The sequence below is a fragment of the Bacillus sp. FSL M8-0025 genome (genome assembly GCF_037975475.1).
In the GTDB taxonomy this organism is placed as follows: domain Bacteria; phylum Bacillota; class Bacilli; order Bacillales; family Bacillaceae; genus Bacillus; species Bacillus subtilis.
The window spans coordinates 187,946-210,096 of the sequence record NZ_CP150258.1 but is presented as its reverse complement, the minus strand read 5'-3'; the positions used below and the strand labels follow the sequence as shown (position 1 = coordinate 210,096).

20 protein-coding genes and 5 tRNA genes are annotated in these 22,151 nt (G+C 42.6%); 7 read left to right on the top strand and 18 right to left on the bottom strand.

Annotation, left to right across the window (positions count from 1 at the left end):
• Positions 1-36: 36 nt before the first annotated feature.
• From MKX38_RS01180 to adaA, 6 genes are all read right to left on the bottom strand, one after another.
• Positions 37-327: a DUF6407 family protein gene (locus MKX38_RS01180; RefSeq protein WP_014475635.1), complete on the bottom strand. Its 291-nt coding sequence runs from the start codon at positions 325-327 to the stop codon at positions 37-39.
• Between the two features lie 60 nt (positions 328-387).
• Positions 388-918 (bottom strand): carbonic anhydrase, encoded by a 531-nt coding sequence (locus MKX38_RS01175; protein ID WP_088325228.1) that lies wholly within the window; start codon positions 916-918, stop codon positions 388-390.
• Positions 919-994: 76 nt separating this feature from the next.
• On the bottom strand, positions 995-3,607 hold the full coding sequence (locus MKX38_RS01170; RefSeq protein ID WP_339188338.1) for a YbcC family protein: 2,613 nt from the start codon (positions 3,605-3,607) through the stop codon (positions 995-997).
• A 14-nt stretch (positions 3,608-3,621) separates the two neighbouring features.
• Positions 3,622-5,139, bottom strand: a complete 1,518-nt coding sequence (locus MKX38_RS01165; protein ID WP_072173700.1) for an NADH dehydrogenase subunit 5 — start codon at positions 5,137-5,139, stop codon at positions 3,622-3,624.
• Between the two features lie 518 nt (positions 5,140-5,657).
• Positions 5,658-6,197, bottom strand: a complete 540-nt coding sequence (gene adaB, locus MKX38_RS01160) for a methylated-DNA--[protein]-cysteine S-methyltransferase (protein WP_015252959.1) — start codon at positions 6,195-6,197, stop codon at positions 5,658-5,660.
• On the bottom strand, positions 6,184-6,819 hold the full coding sequence (gene adaA / locus MKX38_RS01155) for a bifunctional transcriptional activator/DNA repair enzyme AdaA (protein WP_069322324.1): 636 nt from the start codon (positions 6,817-6,819) through the stop codon (positions 6,184-6,186). Before adaA ends, adaB begins: the two co-directional genes overlap by 14 nt.
• Before the next feature lie 272 nt (positions 6,820-7,091).
• Here adaA and alkA point away from each other — a divergent pair, with 272 nt between their 5' ends.
• A complete protein-coding gene (gene alkA / locus MKX38_RS01150; RefSeq protein ID WP_032722864.1) occupies positions 7,092-8,003 on the top strand; it encodes a DNA-3-methyladenine glycosidase II in 912 nt (303 codons plus the stop codon).
• A gap of 266 nt (positions 8,004-8,269) precedes the next feature.
• On the opposite strand, the gene MKX38_RS01145 is transcribed toward alkA, so the two are convergent.
• The 12 genes from MKX38_RS01145 to MKX38_RS01090 all read right to left on the bottom strand — a co-directional run bounded on the left by MKX38_RS01145 (position 8,270) and on the right by MKX38_RS01090 (position 16,331).
• Positions 8,270-8,410 (bottom strand): hypothetical protein, encoded by a 141-nt coding sequence (locus MKX38_RS01145; RefSeq protein ID WP_129010101.1) that lies wholly within the window; start codon positions 8,408-8,410, stop codon positions 8,270-8,272.
• A gap of 46 nt (positions 8,411-8,456) precedes the next feature.
• Positions 8,457-10,259 carry a glutamine--fructose-6-phosphate transaminase (isomerizing) gene (gene glmS / locus MKX38_RS01140; protein WP_015252962.1) on the bottom strand — a complete coding sequence of 601 codons (1,803 nt, stop codon included), beginning with the start codon at positions 10,257-10,259 and terminating at the stop codon, positions 8,457-8,459.
• A gap of 433 nt (positions 10,260-10,692) precedes the next feature.
• Positions 10,693-12,039 (bottom strand): phosphoglucosamine mutase, encoded by a 1,347-nt coding sequence (gene glmM, locus MKX38_RS01135; RefSeq protein WP_014478651.1) that lies wholly within the window; start codon positions 12,037-12,039, stop codon positions 10,693-10,695.
• Positions 12,040-12,057: 18 nt separating this feature from the next.
• On the bottom strand, positions 12,058-13,509 hold the full coding sequence (gene cdaR / locus MKX38_RS01130; RefSeq protein WP_046380735.1) for a CdaA regulatory protein CdaR: 1,452 nt from the start codon (positions 13,507-13,509) through the stop codon (positions 12,058-12,060).
• Positions 13,502-14,323 (bottom strand): diadenylate cyclase CdaA, encoded by an 822-nt coding sequence (cdaA, locus tag MKX38_RS01125; RefSeq protein WP_003223651.1) that lies wholly within the window; start codon positions 14,321-14,323, stop codon positions 13,502-13,504. The genes cdaR and cdaA overlap by 8 nt, the downstream gene beginning before the upstream one ends.
• A 160-nt stretch (positions 14,324-14,483) precedes the next feature.
• Positions 14,484-15,110, bottom strand: coding sequence for an anti-sigma-W factor RsiW (gene rsiW, locus MKX38_RS01120; RefSeq protein WP_106074128.1), 627 nt, complete (start codon positions 15,108-15,110; stop codon positions 14,484-14,486).
• A gap of 13 nt (positions 15,111-15,123) precedes the next feature.
• On the bottom strand, positions 15,124-15,687 hold the full coding sequence (gene sigW / locus MKX38_RS01115; protein ID WP_264099428.1) for an RNA polymerase sigma factor SigW: 564 nt from the start codon (positions 15,685-15,687) through the stop codon (positions 15,124-15,126).
• Between the two features lie 230 nt (positions 15,688-15,917).
• Positions 15,918-15,989 (bottom strand) — tRNA-Gln (locus MKX38_RS01110).
• Positions 15,990-15,993: 4 nt separating this feature from the next.
• A tRNA-Tyr gene (locus MKX38_RS01105) sits at positions 15,994-16,078 on the bottom strand.
• A 22-nt stretch (positions 16,079-16,100) separates the two neighbouring features.
• A tRNA-Thr gene (locus MKX38_RS01100) sits at positions 16,101-16,173 on the bottom strand.
• Between the two features lie 4 nt (positions 16,174-16,177).
• Positions 16,178-16,253, bottom strand: a tRNA-Val gene (locus MKX38_RS01095).
• A 3-nt stretch (positions 16,254-16,256) separates the two neighbouring features.
• Positions 16,257-16,331, bottom strand: a tRNA-Glu gene (locus MKX38_RS01090).
• 179 nt (positions 16,332-16,510) lie between these two features.
• On the opposite strand from MKX38_RS01090, the gene MKX38_RS01085 reads away from it, so the two are divergent.
• From MKX38_RS01085 to amiE, 6 genes are all read left to right on the top strand, one after another.
• On the top strand, positions 16,511-16,966 hold the full coding sequence (locus MKX38_RS01085; protein WP_021481932.1) for a DUF523 domain-containing protein: 456 nt from the start codon (positions 16,511-16,513) through the stop codon (positions 16,964-16,966).
• A 12-nt stretch (positions 16,967-16,978) separates the two neighbouring features.
• On the top strand, positions 16,979-17,461 hold the full coding sequence (locus MKX38_RS01080; RefSeq protein WP_014475628.1) for a GNAT family protein: 483 nt from the start codon (positions 16,979-16,981) through the stop codon (positions 17,459-17,461).
• Positions 17,462-17,571: 110 nt separating this feature from the next.
• Entirely contained in the window at positions 17,572-18,486 is a 915-nt protein-coding gene (gene murQ / locus MKX38_RS01075; protein ID WP_043940263.1) for an N-acetylmuramic acid 6-phosphate etherase, read from the top strand.
• Between the two features lie 16 nt (positions 18,487-18,502).
• Entirely contained in the window at positions 18,503-19,354 is an 852-nt protein-coding gene (locus MKX38_RS01070) for a MurR/RpiR family transcriptional regulator (protein WP_032722858.1), read from the top strand.
• 25 nt (positions 19,355-19,379) lie between these two features.
• Complete coding sequence (locus tag MKX38_RS01065; protein ID WP_339188322.1) at positions 19,380-20,747, top strand: PTS transporter subunit EIIC; 1,368 nt, start codon at positions 19,380-19,382, stop codon at positions 20,745-20,747.
• Between the two features lie 56 nt (positions 20,748-20,803).
• Entirely contained in the window at positions 20,804-22,129 is a 1,326-nt protein-coding gene (gene amiE, locus MKX38_RS01060; RefSeq protein WP_339188320.1) for an N-acetylmuramoyl-L-alanine amidase, read from the top strand.
• Positions 22,130-22,151: the final 22 nt, after the last annotated feature.

Genomic DNA, 22,151 nt, shown 5'->3' with positions numbered 1-22,151 from the left:
AAAAAATTGGCATATTCTATTTGTGATTTCATCTCATTAATATTCTCTTACAACATATCCTTCATATACACCTTCAATATCCAAATCAGTTTTACCGTTTCTTGTGACCACTATCATTTTGGATAACATATTTTCTTCCATCATAGAGTGGACATGCAAAAATCGAACGTTTCCTGAATGGGTTTCCTCAACTTCTTCATAAGATTTTAGATGATAAAAATCAATTGCTTTTCTAATTAGTTTTTTCATACATTCCATATTTTCACGATCAAACGAGTTCATTTCCTCGATTGTTTTCGTGACAAAATCAGTTAAATTAGCGCTCATACAATCTCCTTAGAACTGCTTTCTCCATATATAGGTGCGTTTAGAAGTTGAACCTGTATTTCATCGTGACAAGCAATGATCAGGTATGGCTTGACCTGTTTTAACATCAGGAACCTCCACGATTGAGGGTTTTCCATCATTATGATGAACGAATAAACCTCTAACTTTAACATATGACGGCACTAGTGGATGATGTCGAATCATATCAACACTTTTTTCAATGGTGTCACTGCTATTTTCATTTAGCCATTCATCGACCGTACCACCTAAAAATTCAGGCTTGCAATTTTGAAACAGATAATCCAATGTTTGTATTTTATCTTTCATTGTTTCAAGTTGAGTTAGTCCATTACCTGCGGAAGTCTTCTTATCTTTTGTTCCTACTACAAAAATCTCCTCAACATCTTCCTGGTAAATCGCAAAAATAACAGACCTCATGATTTCTCCATAAGGATGTGAAATACTGGCACCATAGCTTTGTATAGTCAACATATTCTCTGCAGAAGTGTTAGTCGCTTCTTGTAAAATAGGCTCCAAACCGTTTTCAATATCCGTCAAAAATAATACTTTTTTATTTTGGTTTACATTCATACAGCACACCTCTTCCTTATGTTTATCATTTTTATTTTGAATAACAAATCCATTTGATAAATGCTTAGATTCATCATTACCAGCTTTCCCAACATCCTTCTGGATCAAGACTAGCCAGTCGGACCCATCCATTTTGAACTTTTTGCAGAAATGCTGAATCATTATTTAATAACCGTTCTACATATTCTCTAGGTGCTTGGATGAGTATCAATAAACGAAGAGGAGAATGATAGGCCTCGTGATCTGATTCCATGACGGATTGCCAAGGCAGTCCGGCTAACAAATCGCTTGCATTCCCCTGCATAACGCCGAGACCTGCAGTAACGGTTTGAGTTGCTTTATTTCCGCTGCCATAATAATGAGGTGCTACCGTTGATGCGTAATATTGTAAATTAATCCATTGGGCTACAGTTCCAGGTCCTGCAATAATATTTGCTAGGAGTTCACCGCTTTCATCCTGCTTCCAATCATAATTATGGAGAAAGGCTCTGCCTTCCAAATCACAATCCTGAGTTAGTTCACGTTTACCGATAATAAAAGCGGCATTACGAGCCAGTCCCCATTCCGGACGTATCTCACTCCAATCTTCCGCAAATCGGTTTGCCTCAGCCTTCGGATTTTTTAGCTTCGATTGGAAATTCGGTAATTGGGCTAGACGTTCTGCGTTTACATGATGTCTCACTTTCGGCATAACGGCTTCAATTTGTTCAAATGCTTCTTGTGCAGCTTCGGAAAGCTCTGGTACATAAAGCCAATGTAATTCATCTACTGTTGTATTATGTTCAGCTGCTGCAAAAACCGTATCCTCAGGAATTTTAATTCCTTCAGCTAAAAGAGCTTCTCGTACCTCTGATAGATTACATAAAGCAGCTAAAACTCTTGCATTGAATCCACCGGCCGCTCCACCGCAGGCACCACAATCAAGGGCTGCAGAATAAGGATTATTAGTGCTTTGACTGCCATGCCCGCAAATTACGACCAATGGTGCGATGTTCTCTGTTAACCCCATCATTTTTAATGCTTGGCGAGCATAGTTCACTTTTTCTTCATCAGTAAAACCCACAGGTATTTCTGCCTCTGTAGCATCATGATGAAGCGAGAGTTTTGTATCAGGTTTGCGTAACCAAGCCTCACGGAGATTACGAATGAAACGACCCGCCTTTCTTGGCACAAAGCTACGGGCTGCCATTTGCAGAGTAAGCCAAGGTCCGCTTAGCTCAGGCAGTAGTAAGCTCGAAAGCGCATTCTGCTTCATCGTTTTAAAGGTATGGCTTAAAGAATGAATTGCTTGCTTCCGTTGATTGTATTTTTTGAATACATCCTCATCTGCGAACTCTTTTATTTTATTTTGCGGTTTTTGTATGATCGGCAAGGAAGCATGACTGTGTTTACTGCCAAGTTCACAAGTTGCAATTGGCACCCCGAAGAAACCAGCAATACCAATCGTTTCAAACGGGCCTTCTTTTTCTAGTTGACGACGAAAAGGTTCTGATCGTACATCGATGCAGAATGCTAATTGAGCTAATGCAGATTTTTCACCGCCGGTTTCACGTTGTTTCGAGATGATCTTCTGGCTTAATCGATCAGTGTACGTTTGTTCCCAAGCTTCTAACCAAAGTTTCTTGCGAAGTTTCTCATCAAAGCTGTAGGCAAATGATAAATATTCGTTTTGTTCAATGGCCGTCATCTGTGACCATTCTTCTAATGTATGCCCACCCCAATGAATCCAAGCTGCTATAAGGGGAGCAATTGAAATTGTTTTCTTAGATCGTTCATTCAAAGGTAAGTATGGCTTTATAAGAGCCCACTCCATGGATATTCGAACCGCTAAGTATTCTGTTAGGAGTGCATGTTCGTGGCTCGATTGCTGGGAGCGCCAAAGCATCATCCCTGCCCATCCAGGTAATGAAAGTAAATGACCTTCAAGATAAGTCTGGATTTCTGACTCTGGGATTTCTAGTGCGAATAAGGCTTCCTGTAAAGCCAAATGTGCCTCTTTCGGCCAACCTTTTACCCTTTCTCGCTGCTTTTTACTAAGTGCTGGATCATATTGAATGAGATGCTGCCAAGCACGATAGAAACCTTCCTCACGATTAGGCATTGTCCAGCCTGCTTGAGAGTCATCAAGATATAATTTACTCCATTTAATGACATGATGATCTAGTATATTGACTAGCCTTTCACCATCTTGATTCTCTATATACGAACTTAGTGGCTGCATAAACACATTCTCGATATAATCCAATCCACTACATTCACCTACTAATTTCTCCAGCTCATGTGATGATAAAAGGTCGGAAGGCAGGGGATCTAACTTTAATGCAGCATGACAAAATCGCTCTGCCACGTCCCGTGGGATGTGATAAGAATGTGAATCAAGCCAACGCTGCAGCCCCATTTCCACAAAATCTTCATCAATCTCACCTTTATTCTTTGCTGAACGGATCATAGACGCACTAGGGTATATATCAACATCGCGAGTGTTTTTCAACCAACTTGCAACCTGATCAAAAGGTTGGTTTTCAAGTCCCATCCACGGATTACGTGCAGCAAATGTAGAAATAGGCCAAAGTGGCGCAATCACTCGGCTGGCAGATGTAATGAAAACGTTAAGATCCCTTTCTTGAACATCAATATCTGTATCTATCTTTTTTACATTATCTTTCGTTAATACGGATGTAATGCCCATCTCAGATTAGCTCCTTATGAAATATATTGTTTAAGGTAGTCTGGGTGACTCTCTACTGACTTTGGTTTTGCTTCACCTAATCGAACTAACCAAAGATAGAGCACCGCGAAAAAAACGGAAGAACGATAACGAGCAACCCATGTACCTAAAGCACTGCCAAATAATAAGAGACATACGACAATCATGACAGCTGACATTGGAGGTTGAACACTTTGAAAAATGGTTGTATGCAGCCACTTATAGAAAAGGTTATGAATGATAAAATATACGAGGGCTGCTCCTCCTAAAACAGTTAAGCCGGCAATTCGGCCAATTCGACCCTCTCCAAAAGCGACAAGCTGATTCCAAGAAACGGACAATGACCACCCTAAGATCAGCGCACTAATGAATTGATATCCCTCTCCAGGAGCAGCGAGCCAAAAAGCAACGCCTATTACTAAGGATAAAATCCGACCAGCCATGACCCATAAATAGGATGTTCTTTCATTAGTGCGAGCCGATACTTCATGACGCCCTACTGCTGAACCAGCTTGTAGAAACAACGTAGCTTTGAATAAACCATGTAAAATAAGATGAATAATGGCTGCTATATAGGCGCCTAATGCACACTGAATGAGCATAAACCCCATTTGTCCAATCGTGGAGCCTACTAACTGACGTTTATAATCAACCTGGACTAAACTAATTCCAGTTCCAATCAATACAGAAATGCTAGCAAGCAGAAGTAAGATAATCGAAGCGATACCACCATGAAATAGAGGTGAAAATCGAGTTAGTATTATTCCTCCTGCATTTACTAAACCTGCATGCATAATTGCAGAAACAGGGGTTGGAGCAACAATAGACTCAACCAACCATCTTTGGAACGGCCATTGAGCTGCAGGAATGATCACCGCCAGTACAATCAATAGCTGAATCCCTGTTCTCTCCCATTCTCCCAGCCCAGCTATACTTTCATTTGTTACAACCAATGATAACTGCCATTGACCTGTGGCATGAAAAAGCCACGTCATCGCAAAAAACAAAGAAAACCAACTTAACAAAAATAACCGTCCAGAAATTTTGGCTGCTTCACTAGCCACTTGCCAAGCACTGTTTAACCTAATAAGTAAGGTTAATCCAACAAGAGTCGCTCCCCAAAATAGAACCATCAAGCGGAGATCACCACTTAACCATGTCATTGAAGCAGCTCCTGTTGTGAAAGTAAAAAGCGTAAAATATTTTCGATAAGATCGATCCCCCATTAAGTAACGTACAGAAAAACGCTGAATGATGAATCCAATTGCAAGAACAAAGAAAGTCATTAAACAAGCTAAGGAATCTAAGTGCCAAGGGCCAACATTTCCACTCACACCACTATTGGCAAGAATCAGTAAGGAAACCAAAAGTGGTAAAGCCAAGATCCCAATATGAATGCGAACAAAACTCAAGGGTACTCGCGGATGTAAAAACAATAGTCCACTAATCCCAGAAGCCATAAGCATAATAAAAAATAATGTTAATAATGATGACAAACTCAGCGAAACTAACATTCTAAATTCTCCCTTTTTTAAAACTCATTATTGGTCAAAAGACCTTTCAATCAGATCATATTTGTCTATTATTTATTTCAATTTTTATTTATCTCTATTTTTTTCCAACAAAAAAGCCGACAACTTCAAAATTTCAATGATTATGTTAGATCATTGAATCCTGAAAATTGTCGGCTTCACTTCAACTAACTTCAGCGAAGTTTTTTGAAGAGCTACCTTATTATTGGTCTTTACTTTATGCTATGTTTAATTTCCTTTAATATAGTCCTGATTATCAAATAAATCGACTTATGTTTCTCTTCCTTTTTAGTTAGGATGCTTTTTCATCCTATCAATATTTAAAATGAAATATGAAAAGAATGCTAAAGGCCTACATATTTTAAAAGGAAAAATAAACATCGGCATCGATTATTAAGTTACGTATAAGATATGATAAATTTTAAAAGTTGTCAAGTTTATCAGTAAACTGGTCTTTACTTTCCTCTAAAATAATCCAACCCATTATAGATGATTCACTTTCAATGAGGAACATCCATTTCAGATGAAGCTCGCTTTTCCAGATCGAGGAGCAGTGTCTTCATTTCAAATCCGCCCCGATAGCCAGTTAATGAGCCATTCTTTCCTATTACACGATGGCACGGTACAGTAATTAATACCGGATTAGCCCCAATAGCCGCACCTACAGCACGAACAGCTGCTGGTTTATTTATATCATTTGCAATGTCGGAATAGGATTTCGTCTGTCCATAAGGAATTTCACAAAGTGCATTCCAGACGGCTAGCTGAAATTGCGTACCGGCGTACTCAACTGGAACAGTAAAGTTTTTCCGCTTTCCTTCTAGATATTGAGTGATTTCAACGGCATAGGGTTCAAGCTTATCATCATCTTCAACAAGAAGACTTCCCGGAAAGCGTTTCCTAGCCCATTCGAACAATTCCTCGATTGGTTTGTTCTGTGAACCTACAAACACAAGCCCCTTTAAAGTTGAAGCAATATAAAAATTCCAATTCTTGAACATTAGTAAAGACCAATAAAGGGTTGGTTTATTTGTTTCCATTGTACGTTTCCTCCATTTTACTCATTTGACGAAATTGTGCTGGTGTCTGTCCAGTTTTCTTTTTAAATAAAGTAATAAAATAAGGCGCGTTAGCTATACCCACACATATAGCGATATCTCCAATCGATTTATTTGTCTGAATCAAATTCTTTTTAGCCGCGTGTACTCTAACTTGTTGTATATACTCAACCAGCGTAATGCCTTTAATCTTTTTAAATGTTCGATGCATATGATACGGACTCCCATGACAAATATCTGCTAACGATTCTAGCGTTAATTTTTCTGTGAAATTTTTATCAATGTATTCAGTAATTAAATCAACCCACTCGCTATCAGGCATTTTTTCATTAGTGGGCTTGCAACGTTTACAAGGGCGAAAATTTGCGCGGAGAGCTTGTTCTGCGTTTGGAAAAATGCATACATTTTCTTTTTTCGGAACGCGAGATTTACAGGATGGTTTACAGAATATCCCTGTCGATTTAACAGCGTAGAAAAATTGATTATTGTACGCTGCATCATTATTTATAATTGCTTGCCACTTTTCATCTGTTATCATTTCTACATCATTCGAAATTCTATGATCATGGCTCTCTTTATGTCCGTTATTGATACTATCCGGCATTTATCTCACCTCTCCTTACATGGCTCATCTAATTCATTTTGAATTGAATCCCAATTTAAATTTTCGACACGCGTTTTTTATATCTTGGGCCATTTTTATCTACTCCCGTTTAGCATTCTTGATAACTACACTATAACCTCATAAATAGAAAAAAATAAGATGGTTAGAATGTAATAGCAAGATAACAAAATGAGTAAAGATGATTATGTGATAAACTAATTTCAACCAGCGTGAGTTTTCTTATAATTATTTAAGATAAGGAGAATGAAAAAGTGGCATGGCATGAAGTCAATGATGTTATTGTCATTACATTACCTGAAATTTTCGACATGAATGCGAACCTAGGCTACCTAACCAGGGAAAAAAATGAATGCATGTATGAAATAGAGAACAATATCATTACAAAAGTTATAGCCATTGGGGAAATTCGGTCCTTAGTGCAGGTAAGCGTAATCAATAATAAACAAATGATTGTTCAATTCCTAAACGATTCTAGACCTGTTGAGCAGTGGAAACGGGAAGAGATTGTAAAATATATTCATGAATGGTTTGATCTTGATAACGATTTAACTCCATTTTATGAAATGGCAAAAGCAGATCCATTACTTAAAATGCCTGCCCGAAAATTTTATGGGTTGCGAGTGATCGGCATTCCCGATTTATTTGAAGCTTTATGTTGGGGAGTTTTAGGGCAACAAATTAACTTAGCCTTCGCGTACTCCTTAAAGAAGCAATTTGTAGAAGCATTTGGCGATTCTATTGAATGGAATGGTAAAAAGTATTGGGTGTTCCCACCGTACGAGCGAATTGCACGGTTAACCCCTACCGACCTGGCAGATATTAAAATGACGGTGAAAAAAAGTGAATATATCATTGGAATAGCCAGATTAATGGCAAGTGGAGAATTATCGAGGGAAAAATTAATGAAAATGAACTTTAAAGATGCTGAAAAAAACTTAATTAAAATACGAGGAATCGGTCCTTGGACAGCCAATTATGTTCTAATGCGCTGCCTTAGGTTCCCGACAGCTTTTCCAATCGATGATGTGGGTCTTATTCATTCGATAAAAATATTACGTAATATGAACCGAAAGCCTACGAAAGATGAAATCTTAGAAATATCGGTTCCATGGAAAGAATGGCAATCATACGCTACCTTTTATTTATGGCGTGTCCTTTACTGAATCATTTCAACTTAAACCGGAATGTACTCAATAAAAAAAGAATGAGCTTTAAAACCTAAGGCCCACAAGTACATTGTAAGTGCGACTTCTAGAATTCTTTTGCCTTTATTAATTGACAATAAAAAAACACGTTATCATTCCAATAGGCTCTCCGGTTTTCGGATTTCTAGCATGCTTTATTCCAACTGCTATCAAAAGCGTATCATAATGAGGAACTGCTCTCTTATATCTGTATTAACATTAGAAAACTCAGTTAGGCAAAAGTTTTAATGCCTTTTAACCTGATTGACCGACCTAATGAGGAAACATCTTAAATCTATAGCCATGGTCGATCGATAGTCGGGTCCTGTACCATCAACTTCTTTAATCCATTTTTCCACTGTAGACGTTCTTTCTCTTTTGGACATAAAAACACCCCTTTAGATAATCTTATCCAAAGGGGTTAAACATTTATTACTCCACAGTAACACTCTTCGCAAGGTTACGCGGTTTATCAACATCACAGCCGCGATGCAGTGCAGCATAGTAAGCGATCAGCTGCAATGGAACAACAGATACCAACGGAGCAAGCGCTGGGTTTACTTCCGGCAGTACGAATCTGTCATCCGCATCGTCTAGGCCTTTCAGTGAGATGATGCATGTGTTTGCTCCGCGAGCAGCAACTTCTTTGACGTTTCCGCGGATGCTTAGGTTTACGTGCTCTTGAGTTGCCAGTGCGAATACTGGTGTTCCTTGTTCGATCAAGGCAATCGTTCCGTGCTTTAGCTCACCGCCGGCAAAACCTTCTGCCTGGATGTAAGAAATCTCTTTCAGCTTCAGTGCGCCTTCGACACATACGAAGTAGTCAAGGCCGCGTCCGATGAAGAAAGCATTTCTGGATACAGTCAGGTATTCACGGGCGATCATTTCCATTTCGTCTTTCTGGTCGCATAGAGCTTCCATTGCGTTTGCAGCGATACCGAGTTCTTTGACGAGGTCAAATCCGATATCGATGCCGTTTTTGTCAGCAGCCACAGAAGCAAGAACCGCAAGAACTGCGATTTGTGCAGTGTATGCTTTGGTTGACGCAACAGCGATCTCAGGGCCTGCATGAAGCAGCAATGTATAGTCAGCTTCACGAGAAAGCGTTGATCCAGGTACGTTTGTGATTGTCAGGGCTTTGTGTCCGAGCGCTTTGACTTGAACGAGAACCGCGCGGCTGTCTGCTGTTTCTCCGCTTTGAGAAAGGAAAATGAAGAGCGGTTTCTTAGACAGAAGCGGCATGTTGTAGGAGAATTCACTCGCTACATGCACTTCAACCGGCACGTTTGCCCACATTTCAATATATTGTTTACCGACAAGTCCTGCATGGTAGCTTGTTCCGCAGCCAATGATATAGATGCGGTCCGCTTCCGCTACAGCGGCAGCGATATCACCAGGCACAGACAGCTTGCCGTTTTCATCTTGATACGTTTGGATGATTTTGCGCATAACAACAGGCTGCTCATCCGTTTCTTTCAACATGTAGTGAGGGTACGTGCCTTTTTCGATATCACTGGCATCAAGCTCAGCAATATAAGACGCACGTGTAATCACGTCACCATCAAGGTTTTTGATGACAACTTGGTCATCAGTGACGATAACCATTTCTTTATCCATCAGCTCAACATATTCGTTGGTTACTTGAAGCATCGCCATTGCATCAGATGCTACGACGTTGAATGTATCTCCAAGACCTACTAATAGAGGGCTTTTGTTTTTCGCTACAAAAATCGTTTCTCTGTTGTCGTTATCGAATAAAGCAATTGCATAAGAGCCTTTTAACAGTGTAAGTGTTTTGCGGAACGCTTCTTCTGTCTCAAGTCCTCCATTGACGAATTGCTCGATTACTTGAACGACTACTTCTGTATCGGTGTCACTTTTGAGCTCTACATCTTGCAAATACTCTTGCTTCAGCTGAACATAGTTCTCGATCACGCCGTTATGAACAAGTGTAAAGCGTCCCAGTGCGCTTTGATGCGGGTGAGCGTTCAGATAGCTTGGTTCGCCGTGTGTAGCCCAGCGAGTATGCCCAATTCCGGCTTTCGCTTCTACATTGGCATCCACAACTTCACGAAGATCTGCAATGCGTCCTTTTTCTTTGAACACATGGATTCCCTGTTCGTTGGCAACAGCAATACCAGCAGAGTCATAACCGCGATACTCAAGCTTCTCTAACCCTTTTAATAAAATTTCCTTCGCATCAAGCTGACCGATATAACCTACGATTCCACACATATTTTTCTTCCTCCTAAGATTGTAAAAGGAGACGAAGAAAGTCAAATTTCAAGGGGACTTTCAATCGTCCCCTCCTACATGTTTTTTGGAAGATCATGTGATTTCTCTTTGTTCAAGGAGTCACCCCCTTGGTTTGAAGAAATCCTTACGGCTGTGATCTGCACACTCAGCCGGGAGGCATCCGCCGAAAATTCGATAACCTCCATCCTCGTCAACTAAGCCTTTTTCCGGGCGCTTAGTTCGGGCGCTATAATTATAGGTAAAGCAATAATCCCGTCTTCTTTTCCTATTGAGAAAATAAGAACAAGACAAGCTTGATTTTACAACATGTGGCATAAACGGTCAATTGTTTTTTAAACAACTTTGCCGTATGTCTCACAATTATCTTATGTAAACCTCGCTTGTCTTGTTCACTCTCTGATAATAGACTTCGTTACTCTAATCCCATTTCTGACCGGACGACTTCAACAATGCGATTGACATACTCATCGCACAGCTCTTTCGTCTTCGCTTCAGCCATGACACGGACGAGCGGTTCAGTTCCTGAAGGGCGCACCAAAATCCGGCCGTCGCCGTTCATTTCTTTTTCAACTTCAGAAATAACTGCTTTTACTTTTTCATTTTCTTCAACTTTATATTTATCAGTCACTCTCACATTGACTAACAGCTGCGGGAACTTCTGCATTTCAGCTGCAAGCTCTGACAGTGGCTTGCCTGTGGCTTTCAAAGTGTTCATCAGCATAATAGCAGACAATAATCCGTCCCCTGTCGTGTTGTAATCAAGGAAAATAAGATGTCCTGACTGCTCTCCGCCGACGTTGTAGCCGTCTTTTTTCATTGCTTCTACTACGTAGCGGTCGCCGACAGCTGTCTGTACGCTTTTGATGCCTTCTTTTTCGAGCGCCTTATAGAAGCCGAGGTTGCTCATCACGGTTGAAACCAAAGTATCATCCTTTAAACGGCCCTCTGATTTCAGATGTTTTGAGCATATGTACATGATTTGGTCGCCGTCTACAATATTTCCTTTTTCATCGACAGCAATCAGGCGGTCGCCGTCACCGTCGAACGCAAGACCGAGATCCGCGTTTTTCTCTTTGACAAACGCGCTGAGCGCTTCGGGATGAGTCGAACCGACGCCGTCATTAATGTTTAATCCGTTCGGGGAAGTCCCCATTGTAGAAACATCTGCATCTAAATCAGCAAACAGGTGTGTCGCCAAGGATGACGTTGCGCCATGGGCACAGTCCAATGCCACATGAATGCCTGTGAAATCTTCATCAGCTGTCTGTTTTAAGAATTGCAGATATTTTTGTCCGCCTTCAAAATAATCGTTTACAAGTCCAAGGTCTGCTCCGACAGGTCTTGGCAGCTTATCCTCAGGTTCGTCCATCAGGCGCTCAATTTCAGCCTCTTGTTCATCAGAAAGCTTAAATCCATCTCCCCCAAAGAATTTGATGCCGTTATCCTGCACTGGGTTATGAGAAGCGGAAATCATGACGCCCGCCTCTGCATCCATCGCTTTTGTCAAATAAGATACACCTGGTGTAGAAATGACACCCAGGCGCATGACTTCTGCGCCAATGGATAAAAGTCCGGCGACAAGGGCTCCCTCCAGCATATGGCCGGAGATGCGTGTATCGCGGCCTATCAGCACTTTTGGACGTTGTTTGTCTTTTGTCAGCACATAACCGCCGAAACGTCCGACTTTAAAGGCCAGCTCAGGTGTAAGCTCACTATTGGCGACACCTCTTACACCGTCTGTTCCAAAATACTTGCCCATTTTATAATCGCTCCTTTTTTATTCCGATGAGGATTGTGAATTCGCAGTGGATTCATCCTCATCCTGATCTTGGTTTTGATCTTTATTTTCGTCTTGGTTTTGATCGTTGTTGTTTTTATCAGTGTTCTTTGTATCTTCTTGCTGATTGTTCTTTTGATCATTTGTTTGTTTATCTGTGTCCTGGTTCCCTGATGTATTGCTGCTGTTATCATTCGTTGATGTATTGCTTTTCTTAGACGTCAGCTTGATTTTGGCGTTTTTACGCCCCAAGGACCAAGTTACATTCTGTGGCCCGTTCACTTCAAGCTTCACGCTATGCTCCCCGTCCTCTAAATCTGAAACATTCACATACAATTCAATATCTGATTTTTTTAGCTTTTTTATATTCGTGGGAGAGCCTTTAGCCGTTACATCTATCGCTTGTGATTCAGGATCAAGAAATTCAATGTTTTGTGAGCTGCTCAGCCCTACAGTCTTGATAGGGACATTCTCGAACTTCTGATCCGCTTCACTATCGACTTCTATATGCAAAGTCACCTTTGACGGTGAGATTTTTTTGACACCGTCAGGAAGCGGAATATCTGCCTCGATATCGGAATCCTTGTTAATTTTACTTAAATCTAAGCTGACGCCGTCAATAAATTCAAGAGAATCCAACACATCCTGTGAGCCGTAAACCGTTACCTCACTGGGGCTGGATTCAATATTCGCTATGCTGACACCGTCAGGAAGGCTTCCTGTCCGTTCAATTTTAAAGGGCACTTTTTTACTCGGGCTTGTCACCGGAACGGTAATCTTGATGACCGAGGGCTCCACGTCGACAGGAAGCGCGTTTCCGTCTTTATCATAGACAGTCACTTTCGCTTCCTTTTCAATCGTTTCATCTGCGTTTTCCAAATTCACTGAAGCTTTTACAAGAGAAATATTATCGATGACATTTTTCGATCCGGTAATCTGCACATTTTTCGGACTGACAATCGGCTGCTCCGGAGAATAGCCTTTTTTCATCTTGCTTTTGTTGTAGTACTCCACTTCTACGGGAAAACTTTTGGTCGTCCGTTCCTGAATGGTCACTGTCGTAACAGACGGATTAATTGAGATTGTCAGCCCATCCGACACGTTTTTGGCCTTAAGCTCAACCTTATGTGTGCCGGTTTTCAAATGTTCCATATCGGCATATATTTCAAAGTTTTTGGTCTGCCGAGCCTTTTTCACGGCGCTTGTCGAGCCTTTTATCGTGACATTAACCGTTTGCGGAACACCCGTCACGACGTAATTTTCATCATCATAATACGCTTTAACCGGAATATCAGTCAGAGTTGCTTCATCAGTTGTTGATGTCGGAAAGAAAGATTCACCCGGTTTTTTTGGAGTCGGTGCTTGGTTGCTGTTAACCGCCACATAAAGCAAGAGCGCGAAAAGCAGAGCAATGATTTTCACAGCCCAGCGGTTGTTTAAGAATTTATCCATTTTTCTTGCCCCTCCAATACCAGCGGTTAGAAGAAGTGTCTCTGGTGTTTTTCTTAAACTCGGCTTCAAGCATTTCTTTCAGCGCTTCTTCTGTAAGCTCTCTGTGAAGGTCGCCGTTCTTTGCCACACTGACGCCGCCGGTCTCTTCAGACACAATAATCGTCAAACTGTCTGTTACTTCACTGATACCGACAGCCGCTCTGTGTCGCGTGCCCAGTTCTTTTGAAATAAACGGGCTCTCAGAAAGCGGCAGATAACAGGCGGCCGCGGCAATTTCATTATTTTTCATAATTACCGCACCGTCATGAAGCGGGGTGTTTGGGATAAAAATATTGATCAGCAGCTCAGAGCTGACTTTGGCATTCAGTGGTATGCCGGTCTCAATATAATCCCCCATTCCAGTATCCCGCTCAATGGTCAGCAGGGCGCCTATACGGCGTTTCGCCATATAATTGATCGCTTTTGTAATGGCCTCAATCGTTTTCTGCTGCGCTTCTTCAACAGGCGTGCCGCTCCTCGAAAAAAAGCGGCCGCGGCCTAGCTGTTCAAGCGCTCTTCTCAGCTCAGGCTGAAAAATAATAATAATTGCTAAAAATCCCCATGTTATCGCTTGGTCCATCAGCCATTGAAGTGTGCTGAGGCCCAAATATTGGCTGGCCATACGAACAAGCACGATGACTACAATTCCTTTTAACAGCTGAACCGCTTTCGTGCCGCGTATCACCATAATCAATTTATATATCACATACCAAACAAGGAGAATATCAACGGCATTGCCGAGGTACTGCAAAAAAGGGATATCCTCAAAAGCCATTTCCTCGTCCTCCAAGATTTCAGTCATTTCGTATTTTGTGTTTTACGTGTTACGCATATGTACTTTACATAGCGAGCCCATTATACCACATTTCGATTTAGCAAGTGAAATGTGCCAGCCCTCTCAGCCCGCAAAAAAAGAGCAAAGCGGCTAACGCGCTTTACTCTTCTCCCTTCGGACTGAATGCATCGAGTACACTTTTCCCCGCAGACTTCATCTTGTACCATGTCCAGTCGAATAACTGATTGATTTCTTCAATCTGACCGGTGACTTGTCCAGCAGAGGCCATATACTTTTCGCCGTTTACGACGGTTACATCCCCGTCTATTTTACCTTTAATAATCAGCTTGCCGTTTTTAACAGTGACATCGCCTTTGACCGTCTCACCTTCTGGCACGGTTACAGTATGGTTATGAACCACAAGATTCGGCTGCTTGGACACGCTGAAATTGTGGTCATTATGCCAGCTGTTAAAAAAACCCCCGCCCATCAAAATGATGAATACCGCAGCAGCTGCGATAACGGGATGGGTTCTGAACCATCTTTTTACAGAAGCTCTTTTCTTCTCCTTAGGCAATTTTGCCATGACATTAGCGGTAAAATCCGCGGGGGCTTCGACATGCGATGTGCTCCGTACGAGCGCTATGGATTTCTCCATCTCGTAAAAATGCTTTCTGCATTTCTCGCATGTCTCCAGATGTTCATTTAATATGTGTTCATCTTTTGGAAGGATATCTCCATCAAGATGCATATGCATAAGCTGCACAATTTGTTCAGGACAGCTCATTTCATCACCCCACTTAAAGATCCCTTAATTGTTTTCTAAGAGCCTCTCTGCCTCTGTGAATCCGCGTTTTCACAGTCCCCACAGGAATGTTTAGAATCTCCCCGATTTCAATTAATGAGAGTTCGTCAATATACTTTAATACGATGACTGTTCTGTATTTGTCAGGAAGCTTTAAAATTTTCTGCTGTATCGTGTTTGAGAGCTCCAGCGACACAACTGCATCTTCAGGCAAAACACCATCTGCGGCGATTTGAGAATACATGGTCAAGCCTTCCGTACCAGCCACCTCTGCATCGAGGTAATAATCCGGCTTCTTTTTGCGAATGCGGTCAATGGTCAAATTGGTCGCGATTCGATAAAGCCAAGTTGAAAATTTCCGGTTAATATCAAAACTGTCGATATTAACGTACGCTCTGATGAAAGCTTCCTGTGCAATATCCTCCGCCTCATGCACATTGCCAAGCATACGGTAGCAAAGCTGATAAATTTTATCTTTGTAAATATCTACAATGTCCGTAAATGCATTCTGGTCGCCTTTTTTGACTTGTTTAATTCTTTTTTTAATCATCATTTCCATATTTATCTAACCTCTGCCTTCACCGGTCTGTATGTATACGAGCTTCGTTTCAAAAGGTTTCAATTTTTTTATAAAATAAGTTTATCAAATTTTTGGCAGGGTGTAGATGGTAATTCGTGAATAAACTACCTTAACATATTTTTAAAATTATTATACAGACTGAACAGTTAGAAGTTGGAATGATTTTTCCGAAAAGAAAAAAGACACCTTTGATCAAAAGGTGTCTGTGACTGGGCTAGCTGGATTCGAACCAACGCATGACGGAGTCAAAGTCCGTTGCCTTACCGCTTGGCTATAGCCCAATAATGGTGGAGGGGGGCAGATTCGAACTGCCGAACCCTGAGGGAGCGGATTTACAGTCCGCCGCGTTTAGCCACTTCGCTACCCCTCCACATAAAATTTTGAAAAAACAGTGCCGGCAAGAGGACTTGAACCCCCAACCTACTGATTACAAGTCAGTTGCTCTACCAATTGAGCTACACCGGCAAGATGGTGGAGGATGACGGGCTCGAACCGCCGACCCTCTGCTTGTAAGGCAGATGCTCTCCCAGCTGAGCTAATCCTCCAAATGGTGACCCGTACGGGATTCGAACCCGTGTTACCGCCGTGAAAGGGCGGTGTCTTAACCGCTTGACCAACGGGCCGTTGTGTTCTCGTCGAGCTGACAAAAGTTATTATATACAGGTCACCCCCTGTTTGTAAAGAGAAAAATTAAATTTTTTATTTTCAAACTTTTTAACTCCTTTTTTAACTGAAAAAGCCTCCCAACTAAAGCCATTTATTTTATGATAGAGACAAGCAAAGCAAGAGAGGAGAAACCAATATGATTCTAGTCAGTTCTTGCCTTGGAGGCATTGAATGCAGATATAACGGCTCTCACGCAGCGTCGGAGAAAATCAGAAAACTAGTCGATGAAAAGAAAGCAGTCATGGCTTGCCCTGAACTTCTCGGCGGCTTCTCTACCCCACGCGAACCCGCAGAAATCATAGGAGGCACCGGCGAGGATGTCCTCAATGGAACAGCGAAAATCGTGACAGCTTCAGGAGAAGACGTCACAGAGCTATATATGGAAGGCGCCGCGAAAACATTGGCTTACGCAAAAGAAATCAACGCTTCTGCCGTCATATTAAAAGAAAACAGTCCATCTTGCGGAAGCGGTTTTATCTATAACGGCACATTCTCTGGCAAAAAAATCACCGGCAGCGGAGTAACCGCCGCACTGTTAAAACAAGCGGGCTACCGCGTCATTTCGGAAAACGAGCTTGACGACATATTGTAAGGAGGCCACCCCATGACTCAAGACATTTCTTTATCCTTCTATAAGCCTGAACACTTGCCCGAGCTTCAATCATTCACGCTCACCAACGATGACAAACGCTTTACCTCCCTCCCGAAAGAGGTGCTGTCTCAGGCTTTGGGCATACAGGACCGATATCCGGTTGTCATCTTAAAAGACGACCTTCCAGTCGGTTTTTTCATTTTACATGCATCAAAAGAAACGCTTGCTTCTTATTCTAACAATCCATTTGCTTTACTGCTCAGCTCCCTGTCTTTAAACGCTGTGCATCACGGAAAAGGCTATGCGAAAAAAGCCATGCTTTTGCTTCCCGCTTTTGTGAGCGGATATTTTCCATGGTGCGACGAAATCATCTTGGCCGTCAATCATCTGAACATACGCGCAAAACACCTTTATATGAAAAGCGGGTTCCTTGATAAAGGACGGCGAAGAATCGGCCCGCTTGGAGAACAGTTGATCCTTCATCATTTCTTATAGTCTTGAGTGAAATAAAATTTCAAAAATTTAAAAACATAGTTGAAATATCATAACAGCAATGAATATACTGAATATTGAGATATAACATTTTAAAACAGGGGGGCATCCTCATGTCAGAACCATTAAACCTTCACCGTCTTACAACGGAATCACGCAATAGTCAAACAGTTGAAATCCACAAAGCAAACACTCTCGGCATCCTTAAAATGATCAACAACGAAGATATGAAAGTCGCTGCAGCCGTTCAGGAGGTTCTCCCCGACATCAAAACAGCTGTAGACTGCGCATATGAATCGTTTCAAAATGGAGGCCGGCTCATATATACAGGCGCCGGCACAAGCGGCAGACTCGGCGTCATGGATGCTGTTGAATGTCCTCCCACCTACAGCGTAAGCCCTGATCAAGTCATCGGAATCATGGCTGGAGGCCCCAAAGCCTTTTTACAGGCAGCAGAGGGCATTGAAGACAGTGAAGAAGCAGGAGCTGAAGATTTAAGAAACATACAGCTCACTTCAAATGACACCGTCATTGCCATCGCAGCAAGCGGCCGCACACCGTACGCCGCAGGCGGCCTAAGATACGCCCGCAAAGTCGGAGCACACACCATCGCCCTTACTTGCAATGAAAATTCCGCCATCAGCAAGGATGCGGATCACAGCATTGAGGTTGTCGTCGGACCTGAGGCCATTACAGGATCAACACGTATGAAAGCCGCAACCGCACATAAAATGATTCTAAACATGATATCTACCGCTGTAATGGTCAAAATCGGCAAGGTTTACGAAAACTTGATGGTAGACGTCAACGTTAGCAACAAAAAACTAAAAGAACGCGCCATCAGCATCATCCAAAGCCTTACAAACGCTTCATACGACACAGCCAGATACACTCTGGAACAAGCCGATCATCACGTCAAAACAGCAATCGTCATGCTCAAAACAAGCACAGATCAGAAACAAGCAAAGACATTACTCGATGAAGCAAACGGTTTCATTGACAAAGCAATCGAACATTCCCATCCATGATAAGGAGAGAACTAGAATGGCCACAGGCGGTTTAGCGATCATCCAATCAATGAAGCATAAGCTCCCTCCATCCGAGCGCAAACTTGCAGATTATATCCTAGCCCATCCCCACAAAGCAATCGAAAGCACGGTCAACGAAATCAGCGCCTTAGCCAATTCAAGTGACGCTGCCGTCATCAGGCTCTGCAAATCACTCGGTTTGAAAGGATTTCAAGATTTAAAAATGAGAGTAGCGGGCGATCTGGCAAAGCCTACTTTTCAGGGCTACCGGGATATTGTTCCCCACGAGCCGCTGCCCTCCATTTCCGAAAAAACGGCCGGCAATGCCATTCAAGCCATTCAGGATACTTCAGACCTGATGGACTACAAAGAGCTTGAGCGAGCGGTTTCTATGCTTCTCAAAGCTCATACCGTGCATTTTATCGGCCTCGGGGCTTCCGGCATTGTCGCCAAGGACGCCCAGCAAAAGTGGCTTCGCATTCATAAACAAGCAACCGCGTTTACAGACACTCATCTTGTGGCATCTTTAATCGCAAATGCAGATAAAGACGACATCGTATTCGCCATTTCGTTTTCAGGAGAGACACAGGAAATCATTGAACTGTTTGCCATGGCCAAGGAAAAAGGCATCACAACGATCAGCCTCACACAATTCAGTCAGACATCCGTCTCCGCACTGGCTGATGTCCCTTTGTATACAGCCCATTCCAATGAAGCCTTGATTCGAAGTGCAGCCACTTCCTCCCGCCTCGCCCAGCTTTTTATAATTGATGTTTTGTTTTTAGGCATGGCGGCTGAGCAGTATGAAACGACAACCGGTTATATAGATAAAACGAGAGCAGCCATACAATCTATGAGAATAAAATAAGGCATCTTGAAGGGGAGGGGTTTTAATGAGCAAAGAAAATAACTACCATCATCTCGCACAGAAAATCCTTGAGCTATGCGGAGGAAAATCCAATATTTCTTCATATACGCATTGCATGACACGCCTGCGCATTACGCCTTACGATGAAAGCAAAGCAGATGCTCAGGGTTTAAGAAAGCTTGACGGCGTATTGGGGGTCGTTGAAGCTGAAACCTTACAAATTATCCTCGGCACAGGAGTTGTCAATCATGTTACAGCTGCTTTCTCAAAGCTCGTGTCAGCAGAAGAAGGTGCCGATGTCAAAGAAGCAGCGGCCAAAAAGAAAGCCGATATCAATCGAAAAAACGCCACTCCTTTTAAACTTTTCTTACGTAAAATTGCCAGCATTTTTATCCCTCTTATTCCTGCTCTAGTCGCTTCCGGTTTAATTACTGGGATTACCAAAGCAATTATTCAAGCAGGCTGGCTCTCTGCAGACTCACAAATTGCGATTATCCTGACAGTCATTGGATCAGGGCTGTTCACTTATCTCGGCATTCTCGTCGGTATTAACGCTTCGAAAGAATTTGGCGGGACACCCGCACTTGGGGCTTTGGCCGGGATCTTGATTATCAATCCGGAGATCGCAAAAATCAGTTTATTTGGAGAAGAGCTTCTCCCGGGCAGGGGAGGTCTGATCGGCGTCCTTTTCGCAGCCATATTCATTGCTTACACCGAACAATTTATTCGCCGTTTTATTCCTCAATCACTTGATATCATTGTCACACCCACCGTTTCACTGTTAATCACCGGAATCGTAACGTATGTCGTATTTATGCCTTTAGGCGGATTCATTTCTGATGCTATTACATCCGGCCTACTGTCCATCCTGGACATCGGCGGCATCGCTGCAGGCTTTATTCTGGGCGCAACCTTCCTTCCTCTCGTCGTAACCGGACTGCATCAAGGCTTGACGCCTGTGCACATGGAACTGATCAATTCAATTGGCAATGATCCTCTGCTCCCTATTTTGGCTATGGGAGGTGCAGGACAGGTAGGCGCGGCCTTTGCCGTTTTCGTGAAGACGAAAAAAACAACACTGAGGAAAGCAATCGCCGGCGGGCTTCCATCGGGACTGCTCGGCATTGGTGAACCGCTTATTTTCGGAGTCACGCTGCCGCTCGGCCGTCCGTTTTTAACAGCATGTTTAGGAGCTGGAATCGGCGGCGCCTTTCAAGCTTATTTTCAAGTAGCCACCATTGCGATTGGTGTCTCCGGACTGCCGCTATCTTTTCTAGTCCTGCCTTCGCAAATCATCCTGTATATCGTTGGACTCTTTATTTCCTACGCGGCCGGCTTTTTATTCACCTATGCCTTCGGATATAAAGATGAAATGGCTTCTCAGTTCGATTAAATTGTTTCTGTTTTAGGGATAGTAAACGGGATAGAAGCACAGAAAGGGGCTAGCCTGTGAAAACAAAGACACTGTTCATATTCAGTGCCATTTTAACCCTATCGATATTTGCGCCAAATGAAACCTTCGCACAAACAGCAGACAACTTGATTGAGCCGAAAACCATAAATGCAGAAACTGCACAATTCTCGACGAAGAAGCTAAGGAAGGTAGATCAGATGATAGAACGGGATATTGCAGCAGGATTTCCAGGCGCCGTTCTTGTGGTGGTGAAGGATGGACGCATCATAAAAAAAGCAGCATACGGCTACAGTAAAAAGTACGAAGGATCAGAACTGCTGCGCCGTCCGGCCAAAATGAAAACCCGCACGATGTTTGACTTAGCCTCAAATACAAAAATGTACGCAACAAATTTTGCATTGCAGCACTTAGTCAGCCAAGGAAAACTTGACGTCTATGAAAAAGTTTCTGCATATTTGCCGGGTTTCAAGGATCAGCCGGGTGACCTCATAAAAGGAAAAGACAAGATACGTGTCATCGATGTCCTCCAGCACCAATCGGGACTCCCATCAAGCTTTTACTTTTACACGCCGGAAAAAGCCGACAAGTACTATTCCCAGGAACGGGACAAAACGATTGAATATTTGACGAAAATTCCGCTCGATTATCGAACTGGGACAAAGCACGTATACAGTGACATTGGATATATGCTACTCGGATGTATTGTCGAAAAACTCACCGGCAAACGGCTTGATGTCTACACGGAGCAAGAGCTCTACAAACCGCTCAGGCTGAAGCATACCTTGTACAATCCGCTGCAAAAGGGCTTTAAACCGAAACAGTTCGCAGCTACTGAACGCATGGGCAATACACGTGACGGCGTTATTCAATTCCCTAACATCCGCACAAACTCGCTGCAAGGAGAAGTGCATGACGAAAAAGCGTTTTACTCAATGGGTGGCGTGTCTGGGCATGCCGGATTGTTCTCAAATGCAGATGATATGGCCATACTGCTGCAAGTCATGTTAAACAAAGGTTCATACCGAAACATTTCTTTATTTGATCAGAAAACAGCCGACCTGTTTACAGCACCTTCAGCAACAGATCCGACATTCGCTCTTGGCTGGAGGCGGAACGGAAGTAAAAGCATGGAATGGATGTTTGGCCCTCATGCCAGCGAAAATGCTTACGGGCATACCGGCTGGACGGGGACAGTTACAATTATTGATCCAGCATACAATTTAGGCATCGCATTGTTAACAAATAAAAAGCATACACCAGTTATTGATCCAGAAGAAAATCCAAACGTCTTTGAGGGTGATCAATTTGCAACAGGCAGTTATGGAAGTGTCATAACCGCGATTTATGAAGCGATGGAGTGAATGATTAGACGATAGGAGGAAG

What these genes read in the sequence shown, in the direction of transcription:
- MKX38_RS01180 (WP_014475635.1), bottom strand. Translation starts at nt 327, where the DNA reads ATGAGCGCTAATTTAACTGATTTTGTCACGAAAACAATCGAGGAAATG.
- MKX38_RS01175 (WP_088325228.1), bottom strand. Translation starts at nt 918, where the DNA reads ATGAATGTAAACCAAAATAAAAAAGTATTATTTTTGACGGATATTGAA.
- MKX38_RS01170 (WP_339188338.1), bottom strand. Translation starts at nt 3,607, where the DNA reads ATGGGCATTACATCCGTATTAACGAAAGATAATGTAAAAAAGATAGAT.
- MKX38_RS01165 (WP_072173700.1), bottom strand. Translation starts at nt 5,139, where the DNA reads ATGTTAGTTTCGCTGAGTTTGTCATCATTATTAACATTATTTTTTATT.
- adaB (WP_015252959.1), bottom strand. Translation starts at nt 6,197, where the DNA reads ATGGAAACAAATAAACCAACCCTTTATTGGTCTTTACTAATGTTCAAG.
- adaA (WP_069322324.1), bottom strand. Translation starts at nt 6,819, where the DNA reads ATGCCGGATAGTATCAATAACGGACATAAAGAGAGCCATGATCATAGA.
- MKX38_RS01145 (WP_129010101.1), bottom strand. Translation starts at nt 8,410, where the DNA reads ATGTCCAAAAGAGAAAGAACGTCTACAGTGGAAAAATGGATTAAAGAA.
- glmS (WP_015252962.1), bottom strand. Translation starts at nt 10,259, where the DNA reads ATGTGTGGAATCGTAGGTTATATCGGTCAGCTTGATGCGAAGGAAATT.
- glmM (WP_014478651.1), bottom strand. Translation starts at nt 12,039, where the DNA reads ATGGGCAAGTATTTTGGAACAGACGGTGTAAGAGGTGTCGCCAATAGT.
- cdaR (WP_046380735.1), bottom strand. Translation starts at nt 13,509, where the DNA reads ATGGATAAATTCTTAAACAACCGCTGGGCTGTGAAAATCATTGCTCTG.
- cdaA (WP_003223651.1), bottom strand. Translation starts at nt 14,323, where the DNA reads ATGGCTTTTGAGGATATCCCTTTTTTGCAGTACCTCGGCAATGCCGTT.
- rsiW (WP_106074128.1), bottom strand. Translation starts at nt 15,110, where the DNA reads ATGAGCTGTCCTGAACAAATTGTGCAGCTTATGCATATGCATCTTGAT.
- sigW (WP_264099428.1), bottom strand. Translation starts at nt 15,687, where the DNA reads ATGGAAATGATGATTAAAAAAAGAATTAAACAAGTCAAAAAAGGCGAC.
- MKX38_RS01085 (WP_021481932.1), top strand. Translation starts at nt 16,511, where the DNA reads ATGATTCTAGTCAGTTCTTGCCTTGGAGGCATTGAATGCAGATATAAC.
- MKX38_RS01080 (WP_014475628.1), top strand. Translation starts at nt 16,979, where the DNA reads ATGACTCAAGACATTTCTTTATCCTTCTATAAGCCTGAACACTTGCCC.
- murQ (WP_043940263.1), top strand. Translation starts at nt 17,572, where the DNA reads ATGTCAGAACCATTAAACCTTCACCGTCTTACAACGGAATCACGCAAT.
- MKX38_RS01070 (WP_032722858.1), top strand. Translation starts at nt 18,503, where the DNA reads ATGGCCACAGGCGGTTTAGCGATCATCCAATCAATGAAGCATAAGCTC.
- MKX38_RS01065 (WP_339188322.1), top strand. Translation starts at nt 19,380, where the DNA reads ATGAGCAAAGAAAATAACTACCATCATCTCGCACAGAAAATCCTTGAG.